The organism is Pseudomonas reidholzensis (assembly GCF_900536025.1).
Taxonomy (GTDB): domain Bacteria; phylum Pseudomonadota; class Gammaproteobacteria; order Pseudomonadales; family Pseudomonadaceae; genus Aquipseudomonas; species Aquipseudomonas reidholzensis.
This window is the reverse complement of sequence record NZ_UNOZ01000019.1, coordinates 102894-114649: the sequence shown is the minus strand read 5'-3', so window position 1 is coordinate 114649 and position 11756 is coordinate 102894. Positions and strand designations below refer to the sequence as shown.

Here is an 11756-nt window from a genome sequence, read left to right as displayed (position 1 = left end):
GTAGCCCACCCATTTAAAAACAAGACGCCACTAACAGCGCGACTCATTTTGCCAGCCACAGGGGTCAATCGGAACGCTACAAAGTGCTCATGGGCATTCAATATGCTTACAAAGTGATAGGTGCACCTGACAGTGTGTTCTACAACACCCTTCAAACGCGTGTGGCAAAGCCCTTACATTTTGATCGTCGAGAGCAGAATGCTCGTTTCGGTGTTCTCGATGTGCGGTATCGAGCGAATGGTGTTCAACGCCCGATCAAAGGCCTCGAGGGTATCTGCACGCAACTCTGCCATCAGGTCCCAGCGGCCGTTGGTGGTATGGATGGCGACGACATTAGGGTGCCCCCGCAGCGAATGCTTGACCTCGGCGGCATGATGGCCGCTGATGCCGATGCTGGTGATCGCGCGGACGCCCTGGTCCAGCGCGTCGGAGCGCAGGCGGACGGTGTAGCCGATGATGATGCCCTGCTCTTCGAGCTTGGTGATGCGGTTTTGCACCGTGGCCCTGGCGACCTTCAGTTTCTTGGCCAAGGTCAAGACGGGGGTGCGGGCATTGTCCCGCAGCAGAGCGATAAGCTCCCGATCCACATTATCCATGATGACGACTCAACCGCTCATATTGCTATTATTAGTGAACAGATTGTCTAGAAAGACAGCAAAAATGGCAACCTGTAGGGTTCATATTGACTCAATCTTTCATCAGAATTTTCACAGCGGAGAACACCCAATAATCTCAAGCGTATACGCGGCCCCTCAGCTGCGAAAACGCACTCACCAGGTGCACAGTCATGACTTACTTTATCGATGTCCCCACTATGTCCGATCTTGTTCACGATATCGGCGTAGCGCCCTTCATTGGCGAAATGGCCGCCGCCCTGCGCGAAGACTTCAAACGCTGGCCGGAGTTCGACAAGTCGGCGCGGGTGGCTAGCCATTCGCAATTAGGTGTTATTGAACTGATGCCGGTGGCAGACACCCACCGCTATGCCTTCAAGTATGTTAATGGTCATCCTGCTAATACCGCGCGTGACCTGCACACCGTGATGGCATTTGGGGTATTGGCCGATGTCGACAGTGGGTATCCCGTACTGTTGTCTGAACTGACCATCGCCACGGCGCTGCGCACTGCCGCGACCTCCTTGATGGCGGCCCAAGCCCTGGCACGCCCCAACTCGCGCAAGATGGCCCTGATTGGCAACGGTGCCCAGAGCGAGTTCCAGGCGCTGGCATTCCACAAGCACCTGGGCATCGAAGAGATCGTCGCCTATGACACCGACCCGCTCGCCACGGCCAAGCTGATCCGCAACCTGCAGGACTACCCAGGGCTGACGATCCGCAAGGCCGGCTCGGTGGCCGAGGCCGTCAAAGGTGTCGACATCATCACCACCGTCACTGCCGACAAAGCCTACGCCACCATCATCACCCCAGAGATGCTCGAGCCCGGCATGCACTTGAACGCCGTGGGCGGTGACTGCCCAGGCAAGACCGAACTGCACGCCGATGTGCTGCGCAAGGCCAGGGTCTTCGTTGAATACGAACCGCAAACGCGCATCGAGGGCGACATTCAGCAGTTGCCCGCCGACTTCCCGGTGGTTGACCTGTGGCGCGTGCTCTGCGGCGAAGTGGACGGCCGGCAAAGCGACAGCCAGGTGACCGTGTTCGACTCGGTAGGCTTTGCCCTGGAAGACTACACCGTACTGCGCTACGTGCTCGATCAAGCGCAAAAACGCGGCATGGGGACCAAGATCGACCTGGTGCCCTGGGTAGAAGACGACCCCAAGGACCTGTTCAGCCACACCCGTGGCCGCGCAGCCAAGCGCCACATCCGACGCGTCGCCTGACGTTTGCCCCAGCTCACAGACCGGTATTCCCAGATGCGACTTCCAACGCGTTCGATTCAAGCTCCCGCTGCGGTGGTGATGGTCAGGCCCCATGCGTTTACGCCCAACCCGGAAACAGCCGCAGACAATTCGTTCCAGAGCTCCAACCCTGACCTCGCGGCCCAGGCACTCGCTGAGGTGGCCCGTGACGAGGTGACCCAGGCCGTAGGCCGGCTTGAAGCCGAAGGTGTGCGCGTGCACCTGTTCGATGACTTTGGTGAGCACAACACGCCCGACTCGGTGTTCCCCAACAACTGGTTCTCCACCCACCCCGGTGGCCATGTGGCGATTTACTCGATGTACTCGCAAAACCGCCGACGCGAGCGCCGTGCGGATGTCATCGAGATGCTCAAGCACGAGTACCGCGTGCAGGACGTGATCGACTACTCGGGCCTGGAGCAGGATGAGCTGTTTCTCGAAGGCACGGGCGCGATGGTCTTCGACCACCTGTCCCGGGTCGCCTACACCGCACGTTCCAACCGCGCTGATCCAATCGCCCTGGAGCGCTTCAGCACGCACTTCAACTTTGAGCCGATGGTGTTCGACACGGCCGATGAGCAAGGCACGCCGATCTACCACACCAACGTGCTGATGTGCGTCGCCACCGAGTTCGCCCTGGTTGGCTTCGGCACGTTCACCAACAAGGCACGTGCCGAAGACGTGCGGGTGCGGCTGATGGAGTCGGGGCGCGATGTGATCGACCTGAGCAACCAGCAGATCAACCAGTTCGCCGGCAACGCCATTGAGCTGTCGGGTCACGATGGACGAATCCTTGCCCTCTCGCGTCGGGCATTCAACAGCCTTGACGAGGCGCAACGCCAGCGCATCGAACGCTCCGCCCGGTTGGTGCCACTCGATGTACCCACCATCGAAATGGCGGGTGGCTCGGTGCGTTGCATGATTGCCGGGATCCATCTCTCGCCGAGGCGATAAACCCGCAGCCGACGCACAAGCAAACGCCCCGCCCAATACAGGCGGGGCGTTTTCGTCAGCGCTAGCGGGTGACACCGTCGTAACCCTGCAAGGTGTTGACCGCGTTGATGCCGATCTCGTCGACCATGTAGCCACCTTCCATGACGAACAGCGTCGGCACGCCCACACCGGCGATCGACTCACCCAGCCGGATGAAGTCAGTGCTGGTCAGGCGGAAGTGGCTGATCGGGTCGTGCTCGAACGTGTCCACCCCCAAGGAGATGACCAGCGCATCTGGCTGGTAACCCTCGACCCGTTTCAGTGCCTCGCCCAGTGCAACCTGGTAGCTGGCCCAATCGGTACCCTTCGCCAGCGGGTAGTTGACGTTGTACCCCAGACCCCGGCCAACACCTTGCTCGTTGGCGAATCCGGAAAAATACGGGTAGGCGGTAAACGGATCGCCGTGGATCGACACAAACAGGACGTCGTCGCGATCGTAGAAGATGTTTTGCGTACCGTTGCCGTGATGGAAGTCCACATCGAGGATCGCCACCCGCTTTGCGCCACGGGCCAGGCAGTGTTGCGCAGCGATCGCCGCGTTGTTCAGGTAGCAGTAGCCGCCCATGTACTCCCGCGCGGCGTGGTGGCCAGGCGGGCGGCACAGCGCGAACGCGCCGCGCGCGCCGGCAATGATCTGCTCCATGCCGGTCAGCGCCACATCCGCACTGCTGCGCACGGCTTGCCAGGTGCCCGCGGTAATCGGTGCGCCGGCGTCCATGGCGTAAAAGCCGAGCTTGCCGTCGATGAAGCCGGGTTCCTGGTCGATGGCCAGGTCACGCACCGGCCATACCAGCGGCAACGCATCATGGGTCTTGCCGGTCGCGGCCCATTCGGTCCAGGCGTTCTCCAGGAAACTCACGTAGCGCTCACTGTGCGCCGCCACGTAACAGGCGCGGTCGAAGCGCTGCTCGGCAATGACCTCACCGAGCCTTTCGCGGGTGATCCGGGCGAGCACGGTGTCGGCCCTCTGCGGGTTTTCGAACGAGGGCTTGACGGCGCCATCCTTCAATTCCGAGCCATGGTGCAGGCGGTGATTGTGACTGAAGACGGTCAGCATGCGAATGAATCCTCCGTGGACGTTGTCGATGGAAGATTTTCGCTTCAAGCACGGGAAATTTCTTTGCTTTAGACTCACGAAACACTCGCTGGACAGCAAAGGTATTCGAAGGAACTCGACTTTATGAGAAAGACTGACCAAACGGTTGAGCTGGACGCGGTAGACAAGCAATTGCTGACGCTGTTGCAGCGCGATGGCAGCCTCTCCAGTGCTGCACTCGGGGAGCATCTGGCACTGACGGTGACACCGTGCTGGCGGCGCAGAAAGCGCCTTGAAGACCTGGGGGTGATCCGCGATTACCAGGCCAATCTTGACCGTCGCAAGCTGGGTTTCAATGTCATGGCGTTCGCCCAGATCCGTTTCGACAACCACTCGGCCGATGCGCCTGAGAAGTTCGAGCGGGTGATTCTTGCGCTGCCCGAGGTGCTGTCCTGCCACAAGGTCACCGGCGAGGCGGACTACGTGCTGACGGTGCTGGCGCAGGACCTCGACAGTTATGGGCAATTCGTCGAAGACGTGCTGAGACGCCAGCCTGGAATCGTGTCGATCCAGTCGAGCCTGGCGTTGAGGGAAGTCAAAGCCGAGACGCGGATACCGGTCGAGTGAACCGTCACGGCTGTACGGCACGCAAAAGAAAGCCCTGCGCTGTGCAGGGCTCGGCGCTGTCGAGCGGCGTCTAGCTCACCTCAGCGCGAGCACGTTGCGGTGGCCACAACCACATTGTTTGACGCGTTACATCTTGGTAACGTGCGCGCGTTATCAACCCACACGTCTAAGAGGGATCTTATGGACAGGCTCAAAGCCGCGATCTTTGGCAGTATGAAAACAGGCTACTACGTGCGCCATCTGGTGTTCGGTGCGGTCATCGGCGCACTGTTCATCAGCGCGAAACTCAGTGCCCCAACCGGTGTGCCGTACGGCGAAATCTGCCTGGCGCTGATCAGCACCCTGCTCTACCCCTATGCGCGCTTCGTGTATGAAAGCGTCGTGGGCTTCATCATGGGCAACAACGTGTTCTTCGTGAACGCGCTGCTCATGCTGGTGGTCAAGGCCGTGACCATGTTGATGTGCTGGTTCCTGGCCATCTTCATCGCACCCCTGGGGCTCGCCTATCTCTACTGGCGGGTCGGTCGGCCGTCGTCCAACTGAGCGACGCGCCGTGGCTCCCGGCCGCCGAATTTTTCCTCGTACAACTCGCGCGCCCAATCGATGAATACCCGCACCCGGGGCGACAGTTGCCGATGGAACGGGTACAGCGCACAGACCGGCAGGTCCGGGCAGGTCCATTCAGGCAGCACCTGGACCAGTCGCCCGGCCTGCAGATGCGCCTCCAGGCGAAAACGCGGCACCTGGATCAGCCCGCACCCGGCGAGCGCGGCGCTGGTGTAGCACTCAGCATCGCTCACTGAAATCCAGCCGCTCGCTTCTACCTCCATGACCTTGCCGTCAACGATGACGGTGAACGGATAGCGGCTGTCATTGCCGCGGGCGAAAAAGCCGACCGCTTGATGGTGCGCCAATTCGCGCGGGTGGCTGGGCGTGCCATGTCGCGCCAGGTAGTCCGGGCTGGCGCAGATGATCTCAGGCATGTCTGCCAACCGCCTGACCACCAGCGACGAGTCGCGGGGCTGACCGGCACGGACCACGCAATCGATGCCTTCCTTGACCAGGTCCACCAGCCTGTCACCGCTGCTGATGACCACCTCGATCTGCGGGTAACGCGCCCTGAACTCGCCAATCCGCGGCAGGATGATCAGGGTCGCGTGCACCCCGTGCAGGTCTAGCCGCAGCGTGCCGTGGGGGTTGGCGACCTGGGTGCTGAGGCAGGTTTCGGCGTCTTCCAGCTCGGCCAGGACGCGCTTGCTCCGCGCATAGAAGGCCTGCCCGTCGAGGGTGGGCGTGACCTGGCGCGTGGTGCGATCGAGCAGGCGCGCCCCAAGCCGCTGCTCAAGCGCCTTGATCGCGTGGGTTGCGGTGGCGCGCGGGATGTTCAGCGCGCCCGCGGCTTGGGTAAAGCTGCCGAGCTCTACGATCCGGGTGAACAGTTGCAATGCATCGAAGCGGTCCATGAACCTCCTATTGTTGTGGTTTGTTGAATTGACTAGCCAATTTCACCTGCTTTATCCATAGGCGGTCAACCGACATCCTAGCCCCCGAGGTCCACTTTGCCACTTCAAGGAAATCATCATGACTGCTCACGACTCATGCAGCGCATCCGCGCCCGTGCAAACCGCCATCATCACCGGCGCCTCCGGAGGTATCGGCCGAGCCATTGCGCTGCGCCTGGCCGCAGACGGCCTGAAGGTCGCCGTCCACTACTCGGGTAACGCGGCCAAGGCCCAGGAGGTAGTCGCGGCTATCCAGGCGGCGGGCGGCGAGGCGATCAGCGTGCAGGCGGATGTATCTGACGCCGCAGACGTGCAGCGGCTGTTCGCCACGACCCAGGAGGCCTTCGGCGCTGTCAGTGCCGTTGTGCACAGCGCCGCGGTGATGCACCTGGCCGCGATCACACCTGACAGTATCGAGGTCTTCGACCGTGTGGTTCAGACCAACCTGCGCGGGGCCTTCCTGGTAATGGCGCAGGCAGCCCAGCACGTGCACGCCGGCGGCCGTATCGTGGCGCTGTCCACCAGCGTGATCGCCAAGTCCTTCCCCGAGTACGGCCCGTACATCGCGGCCAAGGCCGGCGTCGAGGGCCTGGTGCGGGTGCTCGCCAACGAATTGCGCGGGCGCGCTATCACCGTCAATGCGGTCGCGCCGGGGCCTGTCGCTACCGAGCTGTTTCTCGAAGGCAAGACCGACCAGCAGATTGCCCAGCTCAGCAAGGTGCCACCCCTCGAGCGCCTTGGCGAGCCCGACGATATCGCCCGCGTGGTGGCGTTTCTGGTTGGCGCTGAGGGTGGCTGGGTCAACGCCCAAGTGGTGCGCGCCAACGGAGGCTTCGCCTGATCGGCCGTTGGCACACTCGACATTGCGTCGCTGGAGCGCGCCTGTTTGGAGATGCTCGCGCAACGCGCCATGCGCCGTTGTTCAAGGAACAGTCAGATCAATGTCAGTTAATTGTAAATTACTGATTTGTATTAGGATTTTTCCATAAACCGACGAACTTTCGAGCGTCCTCGGGTCTATTGGGACAGGCTGGCTGAGAAACGCACCCGCGTGGTGCCTCTCAGCCGAACAGCCCTGTGTCCACTTACCGAGGTCCTTCACGATGAAATCCCATGCCCTCCTCCTCGCTGGTCTGTTCGCCCTGGTTGCAGTGGGCAGCGCATCGGCAGCCCAGATGAAACCGTCCCAGGCAGCCGCATCGACCGAGCGCTCGGCTGCGCGGGTCACGCCCCACACCAGCGACTCCCCTTGGCCAAGCCTGGCCAGCCAGGACGCCCGGCAAGCCGGCCCACAGCTGGCCCAGAATGACCGCTACTGGCGCGACGGCCGCTGGCACTCGCACAAGGAAGACCTGCGCCGGGCCAAGCTGCGCAAAGAGCAGGCCCGCAAGGACGCCGAGCGCCGTCGTGAACAACAGCGCCATCATGTTCAGGCCCAGCACAACCAACATCGCTAATATCCAGCGCACGCCTGGCCGGCAGGATCAGCCGTCCAGGCGCCACTCAGTGAGCAGCGCGCCTCGCTCGCCGGCGACCGGATCCTGTTGCGGCTTTGCCACTCGGGCAATGCGCGCCAGCGCCGCCTTGTGCAAACGCGCATCAGGCCGCTGGATGTCGTAATCCTCCTGACCCTGCGGATAGGCACCGACCACCAGAAAATCGTCGCTGCAGTGCACGCAGCGATGGCCGGTGCCGGCCGGCAACACCAGCACATCGCCAGCCTTTACGGTCAGCGTCTGGCCCGCTTCACCGCCCAGCGTCACGCGTGCCTGCCCGCGGGCGACGCCCAGTGCCTCGTGCGCATTGGGGTGGAAGTGGTGATAGTCGAAGATCCCGTCACGCCACAGCGGAGTCCAGCCATGCGCGGCGAACAGCGCTTCGAACGCCTCGGCCTTATCGACCGAACGGTCCAGCTTCAGCCGATACAACAGCACCGGCAATACACTGTTGGGCGTCGCGCCATCGTCCTCGAAGCGCAGGGTCTGTGCGGGGGCGCCTGATCCGTCGATCACGTCGGTGTGCGACATGAGTCACACCCTCTTCTGGTTGTCATTCCCTTGTGAGCCGGCTTTGAAGGCGAGGTTTCAGCCGGGCGACCAACGCAGTGGCCGCGAGGGTGGCCCCTTTGCGGGTTATCATGCCGGCGACCCAGACCGTGCAAACGCCCACGCGGTTATTCAAGGAGGAAACACCATTGATGCGCAGCCTTTCAGCCCTTTTGCTCAGCCTTGCTCTATGCGGTACCGCACAGGCCGCTGTCACCGCCGAGGCCGAAACAGCCTTCGACAATGCGCTGCGTATGGCCGACGCCAACCAGCAACGGCTGGAGCAGTTGATCGACCAGGAGCAACAAGGGCACCTCGATAAACAGGTTCTGCTCGATACCATGGCAGTCCTCACGCAGAGCATCCAGGCCTACGAGGCTGAACTGCGCAAAGCCAGCGACGGCGGGCATGCAGTCGCCACTTACCTGCTGGGCAACCTGCAGGAAAGCCGTAAACACTTCGCCGCAAAAGACGCGACCGCCAGCCATGCGCAAGCCTGCGCGCTGTACCAGACGGCCACGGATCAAGGTTTGCTGGCCGGGGCGGTGACGCTGCTGCGTGAATGTGAAACCGCGTCACGGCGCTTCAAGTTCGACGACCCTGAGTTGCTACGGCTGCAGCGCCAACTGCTCAAGGCGCTGCAACAACCCGATGCGTTCGCGGACCACTACCCGCTGCCTGCACTGAACTCACTGTGTTTCAAAGAACTGAAGGTACCCGTAATCAATGGTGAACGACCGCTGTCGACCCTGGCGGATGCCTATACACCGACGGTGCTCGATTTTGACCAGTTTCGTGCGGACGGCTACTACTTGCTGGCGTTCAAGGGCGAAGTCGACGGTGAGGCAGCGCGCGGCTATTTCAAGAAGGTGCAGGCCCTGACGCCTGACTGCCTGGACCCGATGAGGCTCTCGGGCATGTACAAAGCCACCGACAGCGATGCCCGCTGAGCATGAAAGTGCCGAGTGAGCGTGGCCGAGTTCAGGCGTAGAAATCAGGAACTGCACTATGGGTAGTGGCATTTAGCAATATGTTTAATAACCGCCCACTCCTACCCGGCCTATAATCGCGCGCAGGTTCTAGGCCGCCCCCGCGCGCGTACCGAAACCAATATGCTGCAACAGTCGTCGTTTGCATGGAACACACCTGCAGAGTAGTTTTTTGACAGAACAGTTGGCGGACATGAAATGCTGCACACACGACCGTTCGATCAGACCAGAAAACTACTTAACATTGCCATTCCCATTGGGATGATTGAAGCCGTAGGCCACCTTCTCGTCCTGACCGATCTCATTATCGTTGGCAGACTCGGCGCACTGGAGTTTGCAGCGGTGGGACTGGCGATCACGTTCTTTTGGACATTCGTAGTGGTTGGGATATCTGTTATCTCGGTAATCGGCGTTCTCATTGCTGAAAAATGCGCATTTGCCGTGCAAGAGGATGAGACCGGCCTTTACGGAGCGCACGGTCTTTGGGTGTGCATCCTGATGATCGTAATCCTCGCACCGGCAATAGGGTTTATGTCAGATTTCCTGACGCTTACCGGATTACAACGTGAACTGCTCCCCCACATCGAAGCCTACACCCACGCTGTCGTTTGGGCGCTTGCGCCAGCACTTCTTTTCGCGTGGCTAAGAAGCATTTTTACAGGGATCGAAATATTGACCCCAATCACCCTGATAGCAATCATAGCGGTGCCGACTAACGTGGCGCTCAGTATGATGCTTGTTTTTGGGATGGGTCCGTTACCAGGCTATGGCGTTGCAGGTGCGGGCTACGCGACTGCACTCGTAAACTTGGCGATGTTTGTCGCGTTGTCAATCTATCTGCGCAGACAAATGCCAACTATGTATAGCGCCCTGAAGGCCAACTTCTTGAAGGTGGAGCATAAGATACTAAAACACCTCTTGCACGTGGGTGGCGGCCAAGGTGTGATTACACTACTTGAGAACGGCATGTTTGCCGTTGTTGCGGTGCTGGTAGGGTCGCTGTCCGTGGAGGCATTGGCAGCTCACAACATGGTGTATGCGGTATTGGAACTGTGCATCCTTATCGTGCTTGGCTTTGGCGAAGGCACTATGATTCGCGTCGCAAATAGCATAGGGATCAACAACTATGTCATGGCTTACCGGGTTTGCGGAATAGCCCTTGTATTCAGCATTGTGATTGCAGCGATAATGTCAAGCGCCCTAGTGCTCTCGCCAGGCTTGATTTCTGCCCTATTTCTATCGGGCGATAACAGCCCCTCTGAAGATGACGTGCGTGCCGTGCTCGCCACCTTCGTTGTCGCCGCTAGCTTGTCGCTGCTTTTTGATGCAACCCAAACTGTTCTCTATCATGCCATTCGGGCAACGCGCGATGAGTACATCCCGGTGCTGATCGCGTTCTTCGGGTACTGGATCGTGGGGCTAGGATGTGGATACGTTTTCGGATTTATTCTAGGTTTCGGCATAGCCGGAATCTGGACAGGGCTCGCCATTGGATTCTGCGCGATTACTGTGCTGATGGGCGTTCGTCTGCATTATCGCCTTCGGCATCTTGAGGCTCATTTGCTGAGCCCGCGGCTTTGAGGATAGGTCGAGAGCAAAGAAGACGTTCTGTGGCAAACCACTATTCACACACCGCAGGGTGCTCATCCCCAGGCCACCATCTTTTCCAGTAATAGCACCTGACATCGCGAGCGCTATGCATGCCCAGCACCTCCCCTGCCCGGCTCTGCTCAACCGAAAAGCCCGGTTCGACAGGCTGCCCGGTACGCAGGTCATGCGCTGGTGCAGCCTCAGTGGGTGTGAACAGCAGGTTGTCACGATAGCCAGACACCAGGGTCCCGGCGAGGTACTGCATAGGACCCCGTTCAAGTGGCTGGTGCAGCTGGCCTTCCCAGCTGAACACCGTGCGGTCCTTGTCACTCAGCGTCAGGTCTAGATTGCTCAAGTCCACTGTCTCGAAGCGCATGGGCGTCCCGTCGCCAGTCACCCGCCAACGCCCAAGCTCAATAGCCCGCACCTGGCTCCCTGGCGGCCAGGCGACACCCCCGACCTCAACGCCCGATGCCAGCGTACAACGCTCCAGCCGCCACTCGGAGAAATTGAAATGCGCCCCGAACGGAAAGCGGAATTCGATCTCTCCCGGCAAACAGCTCCAGCCTTGAACCTCGCTCGCCGTCAGCGACTCCACCGTCGCCGACCCATGCCCTTGCCACAGCGCGAGGCTGCGCACGCGCATGCCCATGATGTCGCCGAGCGTGCGGTCGAAATCGGCATGTTTCAGGCTCTGCAAGCCATAGGGCACGGGATTGCCACTGAGGTCGTTCATGGGCTCGAGCCTGTCCAGACGAACCTGCGTGCCCGCCGGCAGCACCAGGTCGCCCAGCACTTCTTCATGCTCCAGACGCGGTTGATGCGCGCGTTGGTCAGCCCGCTGAGCGAATTCTATCTTGGCAAACGGCACACTCCCTATCGCCAGGCCAACGGCCAGCAGGGCGAACCGCCAACGCCGCGCCAGCATATAGCGCCTGCAACGGGTAAACAGCAAGGCCAGCAGGCCTGCAATCAGTAGCCAGAGGAATACTTGGGAAAACAGGTAGATCAGGTAACCGACCATCATGGCCAGCGGGTCGATAGGGATCATGGACGTCCTTGTGAGCCTCGCTACAGACCGCGCAGGATAATCCAGACTGCGGTGCCCTCCCAAGG

At 60.6% G+C, this 11756-nt stretch carries 13 protein-coding genes; 8 read left to right on the top strand and 5 right to left on the bottom strand.

The window, feature by feature from the left end; all coding sequences use genetic code 11:
• Positions 1-173 precede the first annotated feature (173 nt).
• Positions 174-596 carry an Lrp/AsnC family transcriptional regulator gene (locus CCOS865_RS14300; RefSeq protein WP_119141876.1) on the bottom strand — a complete coding sequence of 141 codons (423 nt, stop codon included), beginning with the start codon at positions 594-596 and terminating at the stop codon, positions 174-176.
• Between the two features lie 191 nt (positions 597-787).
• Here CCOS865_RS14300 and CCOS865_RS14295 point away from each other — a divergent pair, with 191 nt between their 5' ends.
• Positions 788-1840 (top strand): ornithine cyclodeaminase, encoded by a 1053-nt coding sequence (locus CCOS865_RS14295; protein ID WP_119141874.1) that lies wholly within the window; start codon positions 788-790, stop codon positions 1838-1840.
• A gap of 33 nt (positions 1841-1873) precedes the next feature.
• Positions 1874-2812 carry a citrulline utilization hydrolase CtlX gene (ctlX, locus tag CCOS865_RS14290; protein WP_415842599.1) on the top strand — a complete coding sequence of 313 codons (939 nt, stop codon included), beginning with the start codon at positions 1874-1876 and terminating at the stop codon, positions 2810-2812.
• 61 nt (positions 2813-2873) lie between these two features.
• Here the strand turns inward: ctlX and CCOS865_RS14285 are convergent, their stop codons facing one another.
• Entirely contained in the window at positions 2874-3908 is a 1035-nt protein-coding gene (locus tag CCOS865_RS14285; protein WP_119141870.1) for a histone deacetylase family protein, read from the bottom strand.
• Positions 3909-4031: 123 nt separating this feature from the next.
• Here CCOS865_RS14285 and CCOS865_RS14280 point away from each other — a divergent pair, with 123 nt between their 5' ends.
• Positions 4032-4514, top strand: coding sequence for an Lrp/AsnC family transcriptional regulator (locus CCOS865_RS14280; RefSeq protein WP_119141868.1), 483 nt, complete (start codon positions 4032-4034; stop codon positions 4512-4514).
• Between the two features lie 180 nt (positions 4515-4694).
• Entirely contained in the window at positions 4695-5057 is a 363-nt protein-coding gene (locus CCOS865_RS14275; RefSeq protein ID WP_119141867.1) for a hypothetical protein, read from the top strand.
• Here CCOS865_RS14275 and CCOS865_RS14270 read toward each other — a convergent pair.
• Positions 5024-5977, bottom strand: a complete 954-nt coding sequence (locus tag CCOS865_RS14270; RefSeq protein ID WP_119141865.1) for a LysR family transcriptional regulator — start codon at positions 5975-5977, stop codon at positions 5024-5026. The two genes, CCOS865_RS14275 and CCOS865_RS14270, sit on opposite strands and share 34 nt — an antisense overlap.
• Before the next feature lie 118 nt (positions 5978-6095).
• On the opposite strand from CCOS865_RS14270, the gene CCOS865_RS14265 reads away from it, so the two are divergent.
• Positions 6096-6857 carry an SDR family oxidoreductase gene (locus CCOS865_RS14265; protein ID WP_119141863.1) on the top strand — a complete coding sequence of 254 codons (762 nt, stop codon included), beginning with the start codon at positions 6096-6098 and terminating at the stop codon, positions 6855-6857.
• A gap of 262 nt (positions 6858-7119) precedes the next feature.
• Positions 7120-7473 (top strand): hypothetical protein, encoded by a 354-nt coding sequence (locus CCOS865_RS14260; protein ID WP_119141861.1) that lies wholly within the window; start codon positions 7120-7122, stop codon positions 7471-7473.
• 27 nt (positions 7474-7500) lie between these two features.
• Here the strand turns inward: CCOS865_RS14260 and CCOS865_RS14255 are convergent, their stop codons facing one another.
• On the bottom strand, positions 7501-8043 hold the full coding sequence (locus CCOS865_RS14255) for a cupin domain-containing protein (protein ID WP_119141859.1): 543 nt from the start codon (positions 8041-8043) through the stop codon (positions 7501-7503).
• A gap of 170 nt (positions 8044-8213) precedes the next feature.
• Here CCOS865_RS14255 and CCOS865_RS14250 point away from each other — a divergent pair, with 170 nt between their 5' ends.
• Entirely contained in the window at positions 8214-9011 is a 798-nt protein-coding gene (locus CCOS865_RS14250) for a hypothetical protein (RefSeq protein ID WP_119141857.1), read from the top strand.
• A 237-nt stretch (positions 9012-9248) separates the two neighbouring features.
• On the top strand, positions 9249-10631 hold the full coding sequence (locus tag CCOS865_RS14245; RefSeq protein ID WP_119141855.1) for an MATE family efflux transporter: 1383 nt from the start codon (positions 9249-9251) through the stop codon (positions 10629-10631).
• 40 nt (positions 10632-10671) lie between these two features.
• Here CCOS865_RS14245 and CCOS865_RS14240 read toward each other — a convergent pair whose 3' ends face one another.
• Positions 10672-11691 carry a hypothetical protein gene (locus CCOS865_RS14240; protein WP_119141853.1) on the bottom strand — a complete coding sequence of 340 codons (1020 nt, stop codon included), beginning with the start codon at positions 11689-11691 and terminating at the stop codon, positions 10672-10674.
• Positions 11692-11756 lie beyond the last annotated feature (65 nt).